The organism is Noviherbaspirillum sp. Root189 (assembly GCF_001428545.1).
GTDB lineage: Bacteria > Pseudomonadota > Gammaproteobacteria > Burkholderiales > Burkholderiaceae_D > Noviherbaspirillum.
In genome coordinates this window covers 64,923-82,965 of sequence record NZ_LMHZ01000034.1, presented here as the reverse complement: position 1 = coordinate 82,965, position 18,043 = coordinate 64,923, and the positions used below count along the sequence as shown (strand labels likewise).

Genomic DNA, 18,043 nt, shown 5'->3' with positions numbered 1-18,043 from the left:
GTAACAGCTGCGGCCGGTGAACGAAGCTGTGCAGAAAGGCCGGCAATACGACTTAGCCGGCAGCGACTTCTTCCACCTTGGCTGCCGCTCCATGTCCGGCTTGCTGGAAAGCGCGCATACCCAGCATCACCCCGATACACAACAGCACGATCCCGGCCACGACGGGCGCACTGGGTGCCGCACCGCGCCAGATAAACGCGTACAACAACGCCGACAAGGTCTCAAAGACGATCAGCTGGCCAGCCAGGGAAGTCGGAAGCTTCTGGCTGGCCTTGTTCCATAGCATGGTGCCCAGCCATGACGCGCAAAGGCCCAATACCAGCATCAGCCCGACGAACTGCAACGGCCGTGGGCCGAGCGGAAAATCATAGCCGCCGCTGACTGCGTTGACCGCACCGTAGCCCGCCAAGCCGGTCAGCGCGAGCGGCAATGTTGCCAGGCCCTGTACCGTCGACCAGGTTGAAGATCGAATATGCGGATGGCGCTTCATGTGACGCGCATTCATGATCGGATACCAGGTCCACGCGGCCAGCGCACCCAGCGCAATGCAGCAGCCCAGGGCATAGTCGCGCAGCGAGCGCGAGCCATCGAGGTGGGCCAGTTCGCTCGCATTGACCAGCATGAGTCCGCCAAAAATGATCACCAGCGATGGTGCGAGACGTCTCCACGCAATCGCTTCCGATGGATGGCCGGGTGCCCAGTTCGAAAAAATGGAAATGATGACCGGCAGCGTGCCGATCAGCATCGCGGGCAAAGGTGCGTCGGCCAGTTGGATCGCAGTGGCGAGCGCGGCGTAATAAAGGATATTGCCGACCAGCGCGAGCTTGAGCGCTGCGATCCAGTCGGTGCGCGTCAGCGCGGCAATCCGCTGCCGGTCAAAGAACGCCGGCACCAGCGCGATCAGGCCGAAACCAACATAGCGCCCGAAAGAGAGCATAAGCCCCGGATAGTCGCCCAGCATGAGTGGGGCAACAAAAACCAAACCCCACATGAGGCCAGCGCCAAGAGCGCAGAGTAAACCGATCAGCATGATGCAAATTCAAAAGGGACAGAGGGGCCGATTATGTGCGCACGTATCCCTGTGGTCTTGTACCAATTTGCTGTTGGTATTGTGCAGGCGTGACGCCGTAGGTGCGTTTGAACCAGCGATTCAGGTGGCTCTGGTCGGTGAGGCCGGCCGCCGCCGCGGCGTCCGATGGCGTTGCGCGCCGGGCCAGCAGGGACTTGGCGCGCGCTGCACGCCGGGCCTGCAGGTACTGGTGCGGCGTTGCATGAAAGGTCGCTGAAAAACTGCGCACGAAATGAAATACCGATAAACCCGCTTCCGCCGCCAGTGTCTCGATGCTCAGGGTCTCGTCGAGATGCGCTTCGATGCAATCGATGACTCTTTGCATGCCTGCCATGCGTTGGCGTTCACGCGGTGACGTTGGTTGTACATCGCGTGCATTGCGGCCATAGCGTGCGACAACCACATCAACCAGGTGTGTGAAGCCGGACAGGAAGGCAATGTCATCCGGCGCATTCCACATCTGGCGAAACGTCGCCCTGTAGGTGTTCGCGAGTACCGGGTCATGTACCGCCGCATCCGGAAAGAAGGCTTCGCTACCCGTCATCTGCAGCAAGGTAGCGGGTTCGATGTAAAGCATCTGGTAAGTCCAGCCGCTATCGACTTCCGCTTGTCCGGTATGGAGCTCATCGGGATTGAGCAGAACCAGCGTGCCGGCTGGTGCGATATGTTCCTCGCCCTGATAACGAAAGCGCTCCACGCCCGCTTCGATTGCGCCCAGCGAATAGCCGTCATGCACATGCGGCGAAAACGCATGGTCGACAAGGCGTGCGGAATACAGCTCTACACCCGGCAGATGCGGGCTGGCCTTGAAGGTAACGAATTCGGACGGGTGCTGGAACATATGCTGCGGTGTCTGCGGTCGTAATCACGCTGCCCGATATTGCCGTACCGACAATGCCGGGTCTGTCGTGTGCTGTAGATACTCGCCATGATAGAACTTTATCGAGCGGCGCGCGCAGCAGCTTAGTGTCCTCAATTCTCACGTGCCATAGCGCGATGCCGTCCGCCGACGCATCAGGCTGAGCGCCGCACGCAGGCTTTGCCACAGCGACCGTGCTTCGACGCTGCCTGTCATGCATATCAACTCGGCCGCGGATGTCGCTGACAGGCAAATCCATCCGGTATCCGAAATCAGATGCACCGCGCCTTCCTGAAGGGCAACGACCGTTCGGATCATGTGCCCATCCGGTGAGGACAGTGGTCCCTCGATGCGCAGGCTGCCAGCAACGGCCACAATCTGCATACCGGGTTTGACATATCGCGGCAGGCGTTGTCCGGCTTGCAGAATGATTCTTTGCGAAAATTCTTCCATCGCACACCTTCTTTTCTGTTGATTGGCATGCCTTCATCGTAAAGACGACGCCCACACCGTAACAGGCACAAGAAGCGATTTGGTGAACCGGAACAGTTCCGCGGCAACCCATCTGTTATTGTTCGTTTTATCAATATCTATATCTGTCCGGCGAGGGCTGGGCAGGCGATCATGCGATATGGACGCGCAACGACTGCAACCGGAGCAACCACTCTACCGGCAACTGGCAAACCACTACCTTGGCGCGATCAAGGCAGGCGCTCTCGCGCAGGGCGAACGCATGCCATCGGTACGGGCCATGATGCGATTGCACGATGTCAGCCTGTCGACGGCACTGCAGACATGCAGGCAACTTGAAAGCGAGGGTTGGATAGAAGCGCGCCCGCGTTCCGGTTACTTTGTGCGCCAGCCGCGCCGTGCGGCCATCATGCCGCCGGATGAGCCGGATATCGCCGTACCGCCGGACCCGGCGCAATATGTCGGCATCCACGCACGGGTGTCGGATTTCATCGCAAAAGGCCGGGCCATGCCGGTCAAGGTGAATTTTTCCGGTGCGCGCGCCGCCCCTGAGTTTTATCCTGCCGCACACCTAAAGAATGCGGCCATCCGTGCATTGCGCCGCTATCCGGAACTGCTGGTGCGCAGCACGCCGGCAGGCGGGAACCTGCATTTCCGTTCGGTGCTTGCAAAACGCGCACTCGCCAACGGCATGGTGCTGGCACCGGAAGAGGTCACCATTACGCACGGCTGCATTGAAGCCCTCAACCTGGCACTGCGCGCCGTCACCCAACCCGGCGATACCGTGGCGGTGGAATCGCCGACCTTTTACGGCTTGCTGCAAATCCTGGAAAGTCTGGGCCTGCGCGCACTGGAAATTCCTACCAGCGCCGGCAGCGGCCTGTCGATCGAAGCGCTGGAACTGGCGATGCAAACCTACGACCACATCAAGGCCGTCGTCGTGGTGCCGCATTTGCAGAATCCGCTTGGCAGCATCATGCCCGACGCCAACAAGCAGCGGTTGGTGCAACTCTGCGAACGCAACGGCGTCGCGCTGATCGAGGACGACACCTATACCGCGCTGGTGGAAAGCGAAGTGCTGCCGAATGCATTGAAGGCTTGGGACCGCAGCGGCAACGTCATCTATTGCGCGTCATTGCACAAGACGCTTGCACCCGGCATGCGGCTGGGATGGATGGTCGCCGGCAAATGGCAGGCGCGGGTCGCCATGCTGAAATACGCGCACACCCGCGACAATGAAGAATGGTCGCAGATCGCCGCCGCGGATTTCCTCGCCTCTACCGGGTATGACCGTCATCTGCGTCGCCTGCGCTCCGCGCTACGGCCACAACGCGAACGCATGGCTGAAGCAATCGCGGCCAGCTTTCCGCTTGGTACGCGTCTCACGATGCCCAATGGCGGCATCACGCTCTGGATGGAATTGCCGCACAGGCTGTCTTCGCAAAAGGTATTCGATGCGGCATTGCGCGATGGCATCCTGATCGCGCCGGGATCGATGTTTTCCAATTCGAATCGCTTTGATGCCTTTGTGCGTGTCAGTTGTGGCTGGCGCTATTCGGCGGATATCGATGATGCGATACGGCGCGTTGGGCATATCGTCTCGGATTTGGCACGGGACGTCGCATAGGCTGACTGCGGGAGTAGGCGTGTTAATGCTCACGCAACGCGCGCCGGTACTGAATCGCTTCAGCCACATGTGCCTTCGTGATAATCCCGGTACCGTCCATGTCGGCAATCGTGCGCGCCACCTTCAGCACGCGGTGATACGCGCGCGCCGACCAATGCAGGCGCGTCATCGCCGTACGCAGGATCTGTTCACCTGCATCATCAGGTTTGCAGTGCAGATCGATTTCGGCCGTCGTCAATGCATGGTTGCCTTTACCTTGGCGCCGCAATTGCCTGTCGAACGCAAGCTCCACCCGATCGCCGATCGCACTCGACGCTTCGCCGTTAGCTTGTCGCAGCAACTCGTCATGCGGTAATGCGGAGACTTGAATCTGCATGTCGATGCGGTCGAGAAGCGGCCCGGAAATCTTGTCCTGATAGCGCGCAATCACATCCGGCGTGCAACGGCAACGGTTGGCAACATGGCCGAGGTAACCACAGGGGCAGGGATTCATCGCGGCGATCAATTGAAAACGGGCGGGAAAGTCGGCCTGTCGTGCCGCGCGTGAAATCGTGATGTGTCCCGACTCAAGGGGTTCGCGCAAGACTTCGAGGACCTTGCGATCGAACTCCGGCAGTTCATCAAGTACTATATCCGGTAAAACATTAGATTGATTTACCAGTCCCCTTTCAAATCAAGGGTTTATTCTTCATCTAAAAGGTTTTTTATTAGACCAAGAATGGGTCCGGCATTTTCATCTCATTCTTCATCTAATGAGTACCTTTTGAGCTCTGCGTCCTTATATAGAAAAGCTTGCTCCTCTAGCCAAGCCTCGACCTCAGAAGCGCTCCATCTCGGCATCTTCTTACCAGGAATGTGCATTCTCGGCGGCACTCGTCTAGGGTCGCTTCTCATCTGCTTTCGTATAGTTTCGGGCGCTCGCCCAAGAAGCTCACCTAGCTCCCAAATATCCAAATATTTTGTCATCAGTCGCTCCTGTCTGATGCGGTGGGCGGAAATGAGATTGCTCTTTGCCACCGCTACAGTGATATAGCGATTGAAGTTATTTGGAGCGAGTTAGTATTCTTTTACTTGGCAAAGGGAAACCACAGGCCAAGGGGGCGTTGTGTTACATACGACTCAGCGCCGGGCATAGAATCCGTTGAGGACGAGGAATCCGTCGTGGGAAGTGCATCATCAAACGGGCGGTATTGAAGATAGCAAACTTACTGCCGTAGGAGTTCGGCAGAAGTGACCGACCTCCTAGGTTTGTCCGTCACCAGATATTGGCGCCGCCATAATGTGAACGTCTCCGTACTCGGTATATGGAGCAGTATCCAATTTTACTTGCACGAGCAAATCATGTTGCAAGCTCCTTGGCGAACAGCGCGCGTATAGGAAGCAGCCTGGTACAAGCACCTCATCCCCAAATTCCACGATATCCCGTTTTATTGGGGCAACCCAGAAGGTTATCTTGGGCTGCACCCCGGGGGCATAGGGATTAGTAATCACTCCATGGTATTTGCCATCTAACCTGTCCAACGAGGGGCTTTCAATAGGGTAGTGGCCGGGAGACGCAAGCGAATGGATTACGACTTCTTCGAGTCGCTCAAGACTACACAAGTCGAAGCGCGGAATACTTTGACGCCTGCGGACACCGAACAGAACGGGCCTCGGACCTTTGACTGACGGATGGAACGTCAGGTGTACATGGTCCTTTTCGTCATTACCTTTCAATGACATAGGTTCAGGGATTGACGTGCCTTTAAAGTAGCCTTTTTCAAAATTGCCTTTTACCTCGGAAACCCGTCGCCCGGATGACCGCGGACGCGTGACTAAGTCGCCGTTGTTCGAACAACGGAACCATAGTAGAGCTCGGGTTTGGTTTCCATCCTGTAGATAAAGCCGAAACAGGGTATCCGCCGGCAAAACATGTACTGCAATCATTGCCCTCCATCGATTCTACTGTCCGATTCATTGGTCTTGAACAGCTATATGAAAACCTTCTAGCATCCGCTCAAGGGGAGGCTTTTTCCTTCTTCTTCCTCGGTATTGCCAAAAGCCTCGCGGAATCAACTTTTAATGCCCTCGCAAGCTTATCGAGGTTATCCACCGTGAGGTTGACCATCTCCCGTTCGACCTGACTAACATACGTCCGATGAAACCCGGCTTTCAAAGCCAAAGCTTCTTGTGAGACTCCCATCGCCATACGTAGTACGCGTACGTTTTCCGCAACTTTCATGCGCGAGGATGGTTTTGTTTCGGAAACTGTCATGGAATCGAAGGATTATCCAACCCTGCGTATATGTCGACTGGGTAAACATCTACTGCTCAAACATCTACTGTGTTTACATCTACATTAAGTTGCTCTAATATTGGCTATCTCATTGATTACCCGTGCAAATTTTGCGAGCTGGGATTGAAGTGCCGAATACCGTGAGCTGTGGTTTTTTCACTAAAACTGAAGAACTTGTATAGCAAACGTATCACGTACGACGAAATCACCGTGATGGTTTTTGCGCGGTCGATGTGACGAGGTGAAAATATGAACTGCCTCCTTGGAAAGTTGGCTGTATTTCGTTCCGTGCAGATGCATCGAAAGGTCCGGATGGAAGTGTGGTTACTCCCTTATCAGTAGCGGAAGTTGATTTGACTACCGCGAGGAAACCGCTTTTCCAGCTGAGTCGTTTTCTTCGAATAAGAAGAATTATTGTTAATTTGCAAAGGTTGATAGATGTTGGAATTTGCAGGCTCCATTAACACCCAAATACGTGACGCACTCGAAAGCCCGGAACGCGGTGTCCGCCGTTGGTCAATGGTTGCCATCCCTAACGACGCTTGGTTCCAAGTCGAGAGTTGTTCTCACGCTGACGGCTTGCCATCTGTGACCACGTACATTCTTGCTGAGCTTGAGAGCGCTCTTACCTTAGTTAGACGGCTACAAGGAAATACATGGACAGAGCTTCGCCTCTATTCACGAATGCCATCGGTTGCACAGAACGGGTTCATCCTTGAACCTATTGAGCAGATTGTTTCAACACAGGACGGCACACATATCTTCTTTCTGTCTTCAGGGATAACGATTTATAGAAGCGCAGGCAATTGGAATTCGCCAGTGTCATTCGCCGGAGTCAAAGAAATCTATAGAAGCAGATAGCGATAGTTATGTCTTTTAAATCATGGCTGCATACACCTACGACGGTTTCCCTCAGAGCCCAAAAGCACTCTAAACCCGCAGACCTAACCTCGTCGGTTATATCGCCGCCCCATTTTTATTCCACGGTATCGTCAGAAATCTCATGCCTCGGATTCGCGACCATGGTCTTGTCCCTGGCAGCCGCAACGACGTGTGCCTTTCTACGAATGGGGTTCGTGGTATGACAGTGGCAGCGCGACGAGGTACACCGGTTGTTCTTGTTATTGAAGCGCATTCTATGGTCCGGGACGGTTTTGAATTCAGGTGTGCGGACAAATGGGGTTTGGCTTATCTCAAACGTGCCAACAAAATATATTCGGTTTCCGAGAAACGAAACATCATAGCGGTTCTAATCCTACCTCCTCGGGGGCCGCTACATCTTGTAGGCGGAATGATGACTAAATCAATCCTGATGAAAGCCGAAAATCACTACAGGAACCCCTAAAAATGTCTTCAATCATTTGTGATTTACTTAGCGACGAATAATGTGCATCAATATTATTGATTGCAGTGCCCGTTGGGTTGACGGCTTCGAGGCTTCTCATCGCAATTGTGGCAATCGTCTTTATTAAATCGAACATAACGCCCACCCGCCAGACAGAAAACATGGCAGATACTCCAAATTATGACGAGGTTCCTACAGACTATCCATGTGTCGACATCGCGAGCGCCGTCGGTGGCACGCAGCCGAAATTTGCTATGGTCAAATTTGAGGGAAAGTTTTACATCCCCGGGAATACGCCCCCAGAGAGGCGGCACGATTGGGCATATAGCGAATCGTTGGTCCAGCACTTCGTGAAGCAGTGTCCAGAAACGAAACGGGGAAAACGGGCGCATATGTCGGAGCACGACATCATTGCACAGTACTTCGAACGAGCCGTCGCTGCCGGAGGTCGATACGGAACAGAAGCTCAATTGAGATGGGCGTTCAGGCGCGTTGCAGAATTACTCGGATGGCCGGTGCCGGGGGTATGCAAAGAGCCTGACCAGTAGCAACTTCCAGATGCCCGAAGGCCGAGTGCATACTGCAAAGGAAAAGGCTTGCCGATACCGTGGCAAGCCATTTGGAGGTTGGAAGAATTATTGCTCAGCTTACGGAGCGCGTTGGCCGTCTGAAAGTATTCGATTTGACTTCGGCTATGCCAAAACCGGCCGCCTTTTTCGCAGCTTCAAGACGAGTGAGACACTCTTCAACATCTTTGTCAGCAAGCCTATACGCGTCGTCGGCCCTGACATATGGAGTCGTCACTTCGAGCAATGCCGTTTTAAATTGCAAGACCATCGGCCAAAGTGCATCTGATTCAACTTGAAATCCGTGTTCTTTCAATGTGGCGTGCAGGTCATGCGCTCGGTTGTGGAGTTCCTTCGCCGCTTCGTATCGGGAACGAAGTTCATCTACCGCCTGTACGGCGTCACGCCAGGCGTTGTGGGCATCACGATACTGCTCTTCGAGGAGTTGAATTTCTTGCAGCATTTTACTTGTCCTATAGTTAATAATGGAAGGTGGAAACAACTCGACCGCTGGTACGTATAGGCACTACCTGCAAAGACGCATCACATTTTCTGAAAATTATTTTGAGGCTTAGGATTGCTGCCAATCTCCTCCGGCCAAGACAGGAGATGTCGCCTTTTTGCGGTGCCCATTTGATATGGTGAATGGCATTCAGAACTCGTTACCAGACCTGGCAAACGGAACCATTATTGGCATCGCTGGACTGAAAGATGTACGCAAAATTCTTAAGCTTGGGGAGCCCGTGACATCATAAAACAAAGCCGTGAAACCTGTCCGAGTCAGTATCGCGGCAAAAGAGACCGTCGTTCAATCTTCGCTAGCCGCGAATCGATTGAACTTACTTTGTTTTGAATCTCAGAGGTTGGCAACGATTCAATATGATTCCCCCCACCGTAGAACGTTTCCCTTTATTATTAACGTTATGCTAAGAGTGAATTCAACCTTACGACTTACCGAAACGGAGCTGGTTGTATTTCGGCTCCTTACCAATGCACCATATGCGCTTCCGAAAACCGTCGCAGAATACAACGCCGCACTTGCTGCCGCCGCCGCGCGTCTTGAAAACGGCGCAACCTTGTTCGAGCGACAAAGTGCTGTGGTTGCGCGCGAAATGATACTGCCGGCTTGAGCACAACATCTGTCGTAGATACTGAATTCGGCATCCTCTGAAGGGACGCATAGCAAATGACCGCTCTGCGTGATAAAAACTAGATGGTCTCGCGATGACTGCGACATCGACCAGATGCAATCGACATTACATTGGACAAACGCGGCCTGACACCGCGGTAAGACTGGTCGCTGAAAACGATGAGGCTTGCCGATACCGCGGCAAGCCTTTGAAGTTAGGAAGAATTATTGCTCAGCTTACGGAGTGCCGTCTGAAAGTATTTGCGTTGAATCCGGCTATGCCAAATCGGCCGCTTTTTTCGCAGCTTCAAGACGGGCTCCGCAATCTTCCGCAGCTTTGTCAGCAAGCCGGCACTCTGCGTCGGCCTTTCGATAGGGCTCGGCAAACTTGGCTAATGCTTTCTCGAAGTTCAAGCGCATCGGTTCGAGCGCCTCTGCTTCAACTTCATATCCGTGTTCTTTCAATGAGAGATGCATGTCATGAGCTCGGTCGTGGACCTCTTTTGCCGCCATGTATTTCGGACGAAGCTCATTCAACACCCGCACAGCGTCCAGCCACGCTTTGTGAGCATCGCGATATTGTTCTTCGAGTAATTGAATTTCTTGCAGCATTTTGGTTGTCCTATAGTTAATAACGAAACGTGGAAGCAAATCGACCACTGTTCGTATAGGCATAACTCGCTAAAACGCATCACATTTTTTGAATATTTTTCGGACCGGGTTGACGCCTCATGCTCGGCCTTGATTGACCGTAAAGCGGAAAGGGTGTGTAGCGAATGGACGCACTGAAGGACAAAAGCAAAATGCTCTCGCGATGGTTGCGACATCGGCCAGATGCCATCGGTATTACGCTCGACAAACGAGGCTGGACTGACGTTGCAGAATTGATAGCAAAAGCTGCAGCGGCAGGTACTCCCATTAATCGCGATGAGCTGCTTCAAATTGTCGCGGAGAGCGACAAGCAACGATTTACATTGAGCGAAGACAGACTGCGAATCCGTGCTGCCCAAGGGCATTCTGTGGCCGTGGACCTGAAATTGCCCGTCAAGACGCCACCACCTGTGCTTTACCACGGTACCGTACAGAGATTTACGGCGTCCATCCGCAAGCACGGCTTACTGCCTGGACGCCGCCAAGACGTCCATCTCTCTGCAAACCGGGAAACGGCTGAAGCTGTGGGCGCGCGCCGAGGCGAACCGGTAGTTCTAATTATCGAAACGTTTCCAATGGTACGGGATGGCTATCAATTCCGCCATGCTGACAATGGGGTTTGGCTGATTTCTAGCGTTCCGCCACAATATCTCCGTCTTCCGGAAAATGGAACATCAACGACACTGTAACCCTGCCTCCATAGTTCCAACGAATGGTATGACGAGGAACTACGTCCGCCTCAATGAAGCAGTGTCGTTTTCAATGACCATTATCTTAGCTGCTCGCCCAATAGTGAATGCTTTACTCAGTCGTGCTTCTGCATCGCTTGTAAGGCGAGAGACTCCCAAAAGCTTGCAGACCGCCCGCTGTAAGTCAACCACTCGAGTACTTCCTTCTTGGGAAAGGACAAACAATGCCAAATTACCCAACTCCTCCGGTGCAACTTCATCGAGGCCTCGTTTGGATTCTGCATCGCTTCCTGAAAGCCGGAAACCATCCCACTCGTTCGGTACGACATTCTCTGGCCAATAAACAGTCAAACCGCCGGAATCGCGAGCTAGCTTGCCAGGTGCGAGTGACTTCAATCGCTCTTCGATTCGCCGTCCAGTACGCGACAAATCCCAGGAACGGGCTACGCGCCGGAAAAGCACCGACTCTAGTACTGGTCCTTCCTGATTGATGACATACAAGAGCTGATTTTTCAGTTTCGCATCTGAGTGTCCGTCGTAAAACAACTCGGGTTTGCTTGTCTCCAGTACCGCTGCAGCGTAGCGAGGCAATGTCTCAGCCGGTGCCGGTGCGTCACTGTGCGAAGCGATATCCCTAGGAACGTGGTCGACCTCCGAAGGAGCTAAGGCGGCCACTGCTTCAGCATCTGTCCCGTCTACCCCGCTGGACTCGGGCGCCTCAGGCTCGTCCACAACGAGTTGCTCCAGTTTCGCCAATAGCTTCCGCATTGGCTCTTCAGGATTCAGCCACCAATCTGTGGACCATATGCGATGTAGCTTCCAACCCAGCCCCTCCAACACATGCTGCCGCAACCTATCACGGTCGCGAGCCGTCGCACCGGAGTGGTAGGTGCGACCGTCGCACTCGACGCCCAAGAGGTACCGCCCGGGTGCGCGAGGGTCAACGACACCAATATCAATCCGGTATCCGGAAACGCCAACTTGCGGATGCACTTCCCAGCCTTTTTCGCGCAATGCGGAAATGACTTCACACTCGAACGGGCTATCAGGTTCCTGTCCAGTAGGGATGCTCTGCTCTACAAGCGCTCTCGGACCTCTGATTGCAAATTCGAGGTAATTTTTCAGGTCTCGCACGCCGGCCGCGCGAACTTTGGACAGGTCGATATGCTCCGGCAACAGAGTACTGAAGATAACGACGCCTTGACGCGCACGCGAAACCGCGACGTTCAGGCGACGGTGGCCACCTTCGAGGTTCAGCGGTCCGAAGTTGAGGCTGACTTTGCCAGAAGCATCCGGACCATATGTGATTGAGAAATAGATAATATCCCGCTCATCACCTTGGACGTTTTCAAGGTTCTTGATGAACAGCGGCTCGGTACTCCCTTGCGCAATTGCCTGGTCCAATTCGGCGGACGCTCGTCTGCGCTCGTCGAGAAGTTTCTCGATGAGACTCTGCTGTGCTTGGTTGAACGTGACGACGCCAAGTGTCTGGCGGCGCTTTGACCGGTCAAGGAAGTGATTCTCAATAGATTTTACGATAGCATCGGCTTCAGCTCTGTTCGTTCGCGAGCCCCCACGGTCGTACACACCCTTTACGTGCTCAAAGTGAACTCCGCGGTCCTCGGTAACGGGCGATGGGAAGGTGACCAGCCTGTTGTCGTAGTACGTTACGTTGCTGAAGGTAATGAGACTTTCGTGTTTACTCCGGTAGTGCCAGTTCAACCCAAGCTTTAGCATGCCAATACTCAAGCACTCGTCCAAAATGCTTTCCAAATCCTGAATGTCATCTTCTCCAACCCCTTCGCTTGAATCATCCACGCGATTGAAGAAGTTCGTCGGCGGCAGCTGCTTCGGGTCACCAACGCAAATCAGCTGTTTTCCGCGGGCAATTGCTCCCACGGCATCCCAGACCGGAATTTGGGATGCTTCGTCGAATACAACGACGTCAAACTGCGCATGGGCCGCATCAAGGTACTGGGCAACGGAGAGCGGAGACATCAGAAGACATGGCTTCAGCTTTGGCAGCAAAGTCGGCAGGTTCTGCACAAGCTGACGAATAGGCATGTGCTTACGCTGTTTCTGAAGTTCGCGGCGTAATTTGCCCATTTCTGACTCTACACCGGGTATAAGGAGGCCCATCGACGGGATGTGTCCAGCCAACTTGGCAGCGACATATTGCTGGGTCAGTTTTTGGAAGCGTGCGTCGGCTGCCTGAAACTCCGAAATTTTCCGCTCATGGTCGGCGCTCGAAAACGTGCACAAGGTCGGTTCGCGGTCGATAGCTTTCTTGACCCACCAGCTCCGGTAGCTGTATTCAAAGTATTCGGGCACCTCGGCCAACGAAACGTCGCCGCCTTCAAGTGCAACGACCAAACCCTGTAATCCTTGAGCAATCGCTTTGGCACGGGAACTCTGCCACAGGCACCAAGGTTGCAACTGTCGCTGTGCTCTACTCCATCCTTGGAGGATGCCGAGAAGACGAGATATAACAGCCGGTGTAACAGGGTCCAGGCCAAGCCCGGACTCGCAGCTGCCTAACTCAACAATTACCTGCATTTTTGACAACAAATCTCGGTAGCCGTCTCTGTATTTCACAAGGTTGGCGCCAACAGCTCCATCGCCCTTGAGCATTGAACGATTCTCTGTAACGAACGGCTGTAGTTTTTCCCGCAAGCTTCGTGCCGCTTCCGGGTCGCTCCCTGCCATACGGGCGACTGCATCTGCAAATTCCTCGGCCCACTTTGCGCTTTCGGCCACGACATCCCAGTCAGTCTTGGACGAGACATACTGCTCTAGCAGTAGAGTGGATGCCTCGCCTGCCATAGACTCCAGCATTTTGTCTTCTGCATTTACTTTTGCGAGGGCTTCCAGTAACGACGCCACATCACCTTCATCTGGCCGGTTTTGGTCGTTGCGGAACAACCGCAATCTGGAAGTGACAGACCGTTTTGCGAACCATTTTTTCGGCCACCAAGTAGACTGGGCCTCAGCCCATTGAAGTTTTATTTCTGCAGCGTTTAAGGTGACCACATCCTCGCGATACGCTCCACCAAGTGAATCCCAAGCCGACTTGCGGGCTATGCCGTGCTGACGCAGTATTGCTAGTCTGGCCCGGGCCGACTCGTCGTGAGCCGCCTTTGCAACGCCTGCCGGCACTCGTGGTGCCCGAATAAGGGTATCGGCAAGGCGGTCGAATGATTCGAAGTCACGCAGCGAAAACAGCGACACATCTAATCCGAAAAGCTTGAGCGTGTCACTAGTGCTGGACTGTAGGTCGGACACCGCTTTTTCCAAGGCCGTAGCCGCGTCTAACAATTCCTGTTGCCAGCTTGGAGTCCAATCACCGCGCCGAATAGCCGACAACGGGTGAGTACGAAGGTCAGAAAGCTGGCTTGCAAGTGCGGCCATCTGACGTGCGGTCTCGCGTAATGTCTCGAGTTCGGAGCGGGTATGGGTATTGGCGTCCGCCCAGCTCAGGTGTGCTGGGCGCTTGCTGCCATACTTGATGCAGGTACCGATGGCCTCAAAAACGGTGAGGTCGTTTGGATAGATTCGATGCAACGCGGTTGCTACGCCATTTAGTTCCTGGCGAAGCGTTCCCAACCTCTCCGCCTCTATTTCCCATTCCTTGACGGTCTTCGAGCTTGCCGCATCGAGTGCCGTTCCTAGCTGCTTGAGTACTTCTGCCTTCTTTGCCTTCGAAGAGTGAAGCTCTAGGCAGAATGCCCCAAGTCCAAGAGAATTAAGCCGGCGATGTACAACTTCCAGCGCCGCCATTTTCTCTGACACGAACAGAACGGTTTTTCCTGTCGCCAGCAGGTGGGAGATAAGGTTGGTAATTGTCTGGCTCTTACCGGTTCCGGGCGGGCCTTCGACCACCAGGTTCTTGCCATCACTGGCGACACAAATAGCGCGTAGCTGCGACGAATCAGATAACAGCGGCGCAAACAAGTCTTGGGGTCGATGGGTTTGGTCAAGAGTGCTTGGCTCGAAACCGATGTCGTTCCCTGCGAACGCTTGTCCTGGATTGTTGATGAGATGGGAAACAACGCTGTTCGCCTGCAATTGCTGATGCCGGTCTTGAAGGTCCTTCCACATCAGGTACTTTGTGAACGAGAAAATACCGAGGTGGACCTGGTCCTTGACCTCCCATCCTTTCAGCTCTGCCACGTGCAATCGGAACGTCTGGAGCACTTTGCCGACATCGATTCCCTTTTCGTCGGCAGGAAGGACGTCGAACGACGGCAGCTTCAGGTTGAAGTCCTGCCAGAGTTTCTGGACGAGCGTAGGGTTGACCAAGGCGTCGTCGTCATGCCGCGTAAGACGGAAACCGCTGCGCACTGATTGCCGGGACAGCGTCACAGGGATGAGGAGTATGGGCGCCAGATGCTGTGCTTCGGCGTCCTTGTCTTCTTGCCACTGCAGGAGGCCGAATGACATGAACAGCGTGTTCGCACCGCCTTCCTCCAAGCCAGTTCCGGCCGCTCGGAAAATTTCGACAAGTCGTCCTTCGAGGCTTTCTTCCGGTACATCAACAATAATCTCGTGGCGACCGAGAGCATCCAGTGCAAGAGCATCAAGCGGAGTAGCACCGTTTCGTGCCGTAAAAACAGCTGCTTCACGAGTATCAGAGCCGCTCATCAGCTGCGGCAACGGCCGAATCTTGAATTCCTTGCCTTCAGAGAGGCTGTCTTCAAGGGCATTCGGGTCCGGGCAAATGACTCGTAACGAAGTCTTTGTCGGCTTGAAGTTAATTAGTTTGTTCCGCAAGGTCAGGTCGAGCAACTTGCTCTTCCACTTAGCGAGACGTCCTTCAGGAGTATCAGGGACAGTGACTTCGACGGCTGGCACCGCCAGCGGGTCCAGAGGAGGCAGCGCTGGCATGTCCTCAATTGCCGGAGGTGCCGAGTCTGCGATTTGAACCGGTTGGTCCACGTTGGTTGAACGAGACGGTAGCGGGCGAATCTGGACTTCCCTGGCGCGACGGATGTCTACCGCATACAGGAAAGTTGCCTCTTCATGCAGATATTCCTCCCCCGTCGAGCACGCCCAGCGTAGTGACGGCTTCTGGCTAGTTGCCACACCTGTTGTTTCGAAGACAATAAACTCACCCGACTTGACGCGCTTCCGGACAGACTGCACGTCGTCCACCAGTGCGGTCGGAAAGCATGTATCGACCAACCATGCGCCTACCCACGAATGCCCCTCTTTGACAAGCACGACTGGATTGATGCCGGCCTGCTCAAGGCAAGACGCAAACAGCATGGTGAGGTCAAGACAGGTGCCTACCCGTCCGTCCAGTATGCGTTCAGGAGTACGAATCTTCTGGCCGTCGTTTCCGAACGAGGCAGGCGGATTCGAGTAGTGCAGGTTTTCGGCACTGATAGCGCTATAGAGTGCAGATATCTGCTTCCAGACCTTCTCGCGGTTCTTGGCCTGGTACCCGCTCATCTGCAACTCTGCGTTCGTGTCCCGCAATAACGTCGAAGCCTTGCTAATCAGCTGGTCGACGACACGGGAATTAGGCATGCAGAATGCAGCAAGCAATTCTGGCAGCGAACGAGTGCCCGCCCATTGCTCGTACGCGAGGACATCGATGCTGTGTGCGGCCTCCCCAATTTTCTTTTCATTGGCGAACGCTCTTATTGAGATTGTTGCTCGCTCCGACTCATCCAATTGCGCGAGATACCCGTGGTCAGGTTTGAGGTCCAGAGGTGCGATTTTCCTACTTTCCCCTGGCGCTAACCGTTCGAACCGCAGTCTCACCGGCGCGGCGAACGCCGGTGAGCATAATATGAGAACGTCAACGTTCTCTTGAGGAACTTCGCTGGTGTTCGTAATTGTGAAGCCACGTACCACTGGGACGTTGTTTTGAATCGCCGCGTAGCCAGTAGTGCCGTCCGCCTGTATCTCTAACCGCAGTGGCGCGACGACCTCGTTGAATCGATTCAACGATTCTTCTGCAATGTGTATGTCAATTTTTGGAACGGCGGCCTGTTCTGTACTCATACTAGTCTCGGCAATTCTGGTGTCCCGAAGGAGGACCGGTCACTGTAGCCTGACTTGCAAAGGGTGTCCATTCCGCAAGCGTCACTGCATAGACTTAACCTTACAGGACCGCCTCCACTCGTACTTGCATCCCATATTTATGGGAAATGTATAGGGGTTTAGCCGTGGAACCACGTCCGTTTACTGGTACGGGCATCTTCGGCCAATAGATAGCGCTGAAGCCAAAATCACAGCTCAAGCGACATCAAAACAAGCTCATCACCGCCAAGTTTAGCGATAATGTCTGTCGGCCAAACTTTGTTCCTGAAGCGCCTTTTTGACTTCGCAAAACACTTCGTCAACTGGCCAGTGCCTATAAGTCATTAATTTTATTGGAACGTTACAGGTCAAAAAGATATCGTTAGATTGCGAATGAAACACAACAATGAGCTGCCATACAGTTCGCTCAATCACCTAGTTCCCAACCAATTTGTAAAGAGTTATCAATTACAGGTTCTCCCGCGATGTCAAGCTAAGTTAGGGAGAAGACTAAATTGAACTTACTTGAATTCTCCACTTGTGCCCAATGTAACTACGCACCTAAAAGCGCCGAGTAATTGACCTGAATTATTGCCAACTAAACGGGTCATCGGACCTGTATTTTGGCCACCGTCAGTGGCGTATGCAAAAAGTAAAGCGGCACTACCTTTTGAATCAAGTACGAAGGCTTCCGCATTAGGAAAATCATCACCTCTCATGACACCGTTGACCTCGAGCGACTGCTTACGAAAGACAGCCTCAAAGTCAACAAATGTGTCAATGGGAGGGGCCATCGGAACCATTGGATTAGCACCAGCAGTCTGTGCGGTAAATCGTACACAGTCTATGTGTGGCAGTAGAAACTGAAACCGATGACGTTAGCTTGGATATATGTTTCCCTAATAAGTTGGCCACCTTCGGACCAAGCAGGGTGAACGCAGTGCCGTCACTACGGGCTGTCAGTGCGCCCACCCTGCCCGGAGAAAATCCAATTATCCCAATTGTTCGGGCGGTATCTTTTAAATTTGTCGACGGTCCTGTTCTAACGTCGCCTTCAAAACCCAAACCGAAAGTTTCAAATGGAGCATACCTACGGAATACCAATGTATATTCCATGTTTCAGGCCCCCTTCTGATTCAAATGTTCTTTGGATTTCGCCAGTTTTGGCGCGGCCTCTGTTGGAACCACGCCTGTAAGTTGAATTGAACCCGTTTTGGCCGCCTGCGACAATAGAACGAAAGACCTAGCTCGGACAGTACAGACTGCGAGATGACTCCGTCAGACGATGCATAACCAGGCAGAAACAATATTGCATAAAAACATGATGCGCTCTCG

General features: G+C 53.7%; 10 protein-coding genes and 1 pseudogene. 3 read left to right on the top strand and 8 right to left on the bottom strand.

The window, feature by feature from the left end:
- Positions 1 to 52: 52 nt before the first annotated feature.
- From ASE07_RS19045 to ASE07_RS19035, 3 genes are all read right to left on the bottom strand, one after another.
- On the bottom strand, positions 53 to 1,030 hold the full coding sequence (locus ASE07_RS19045; protein WP_057292401.1) for a DMT family transporter: 978 nt from the start codon (positions 1,028 to 1,030) through the stop codon (positions 53 to 55).
- A 31-nt stretch (positions 1,031 to 1,061) separates the two neighbouring features.
- Positions 1,062 to 1,910 (bottom strand): AraC family transcriptional regulator, encoded by an 849-nt coding sequence (locus ASE07_RS19040; RefSeq protein WP_057292400.1) that lies wholly within the window; start codon positions 1,908 to 1,910, stop codon positions 1,062 to 1,064.
- Positions 1,911 to 2,048: 138 nt separating this feature from the next.
- The gene (locus ASE07_RS19035; RefSeq protein WP_057292399.1) at positions 2,049 to 2,381 is read right to left on the bottom strand and encodes a hypothetical protein; all 333 of its coding nucleotides are present in this window, start codon (positions 2,379 to 2,381) and stop codon (positions 2,049 to 2,051) included.
- Positions 2,382 to 2,559: 178 nt separating this feature from the next.
- Between ASE07_RS19035 and ASE07_RS19030 the strand changes: the two genes are divergently transcribed.
- Positions 2,560 to 4,026, top strand: a complete 1,467-nt coding sequence (locus tag ASE07_RS19030) for an aminotransferase-like domain-containing protein (RefSeq protein ID WP_057292398.1) — start codon at positions 2,560 to 2,562, stop codon at positions 4,024 to 4,026.
- A 22-nt stretch (positions 4,027 to 4,048) separates the two neighbouring features.
- Here ASE07_RS19030 and ASE07_RS19025 read toward each other — a convergent pair.
- Together ASE07_RS19025 and ASE07_RS19010 are read right to left on the bottom strand one after the other, a co-directional pair.
- A pseudogene (locus ASE07_RS19025) lies at positions 4,049 to 4,657 on the bottom strand (ATP-binding protein); the annotation flags it as partial.
- 1,365 nt (positions 4,658 to 6,022) lie between these two features.
- Positions 6,023 to 6,280, bottom strand: coding sequence for a helix-turn-helix domain-containing protein (locus ASE07_RS19010; RefSeq protein WP_057292395.1), 258 nt, complete (start codon positions 6,278 to 6,280; stop codon positions 6,023 to 6,025).
- Positions 6,281 to 7,262: 982 nt separating this feature from the next.
- On the opposite strand from ASE07_RS19010, the gene ASE07_RS30850 reads away from it, so the two are divergent.
- Positions 7,263 to 7,646 carry an RNA 2'-phosphotransferase gene (locus ASE07_RS30850; RefSeq protein ID WP_442946109.1) on the top strand — a complete coding sequence of 128 codons (384 nt, stop codon included), beginning with the start codon at positions 7,263 to 7,265 and terminating at the stop codon, positions 7,644 to 7,646.
- A gap of 642 nt (positions 7,647 to 8,288) precedes the next feature.
- On the opposite strand, the gene ASE07_RS18995 is transcribed toward ASE07_RS30850, so the two are convergent.
- A complete protein-coding gene (locus tag ASE07_RS18995) occupies positions 8,289 to 8,675 on the bottom strand; it encodes a hypothetical protein (protein ID WP_057292392.1) in 387 nt (128 codons plus the stop codon).
- Between the two features lie 942 nt (positions 8,676 to 9,617).
- A complete protein-coding gene (locus tag ASE07_RS18985) occupies positions 9,618 to 9,953 on the bottom strand; it encodes a hypothetical protein (protein ID WP_156396795.1) in 336 nt (111 codons plus the stop codon).
- 164 nt (positions 9,954 to 10,117) lie between these two features.
- Between ASE07_RS18985 and ASE07_RS18980 the strand changes: the two genes are divergently transcribed.
- Positions 10,118 to 10,681: an RNA 2'-phosphotransferase gene (locus tag ASE07_RS18980; protein ID WP_057292389.1), complete on the top strand. Its 564-nt coding sequence runs from the start codon at positions 10,118 to 10,120 to the stop codon at positions 10,679 to 10,681.
- A 39-nt stretch (positions 10,682 to 10,720) separates the two neighbouring features.
- On the opposite strand, the gene ASE07_RS18975 is transcribed toward ASE07_RS18980, so the two are convergent.
- A complete protein-coding gene (locus ASE07_RS18975) occupies positions 10,721 to 16,690 on the bottom strand; it encodes a DUF3320 domain-containing protein (protein WP_082584293.1) in 5,970 nt (1,989 codons plus the stop codon).
- Positions 16,691 to 18,043 lie beyond the last annotated feature (1,353 nt).

Excerpts from the sequence above, each read along its gene's own strand:
- ASE07_RS19045 (WP_057292401.1), bottom strand. The coding sequence starts at position 1,030 with ATGCTGATCGGTTTACTCTGCGCTCTTGGCGCTGGCCTCATGTGGGGT.
- ASE07_RS19040 (WP_057292400.1), bottom strand. The coding sequence starts at position 1,910 with ATGTTCCAGCACCCGTCCGAATTCGTTACCTTCAAGGCCAGCCCGCAT.
- ASE07_RS19035 (WP_057292399.1), bottom strand. The coding sequence starts at position 2,381 with ATGGAAGAATTTTCGCAAAGAATCATTCTGCAAGCCGGACAACGCCTG.
- ASE07_RS19030 (WP_057292398.1), top strand. The coding sequence starts at position 2,560 with ATGGACGCGCAACGACTGCAACCGGAGCAACCACTCTACCGGCAACTG.
- ASE07_RS19010 (WP_057292395.1), bottom strand. The coding sequence starts at position 6,280 with ATGACAGTTTCCGAAACAAAACCATCCTCGCGCATGAAAGTTGCGGAA.
- ASE07_RS18995 (WP_057292392.1), bottom strand. The coding sequence starts at position 8,675 with ATGCTGCAAGAAATTCAACTCCTCGAAGAGCAGTATCGTGATGCCCAC.
- ASE07_RS18985 (WP_156396795.1), bottom strand. The coding sequence starts at position 9,953 with ATGCTGCAAGAAATTCAATTACTCGAAGAACAATATCGCGATGCTCAC.
- ASE07_RS18980 (WP_057292389.1), top strand. The coding sequence starts at position 10,118 with ATGGACGCACTGAAGGACAAAAGCAAAATGCTCTCGCGATGGTTGCGA.
- ASE07_RS18975 (WP_082584293.1), bottom strand. The coding sequence starts at position 16,690 with ATGAGTACAGAACAGGCCGCCGTTCCAAAAATTGACATACACATTGCA.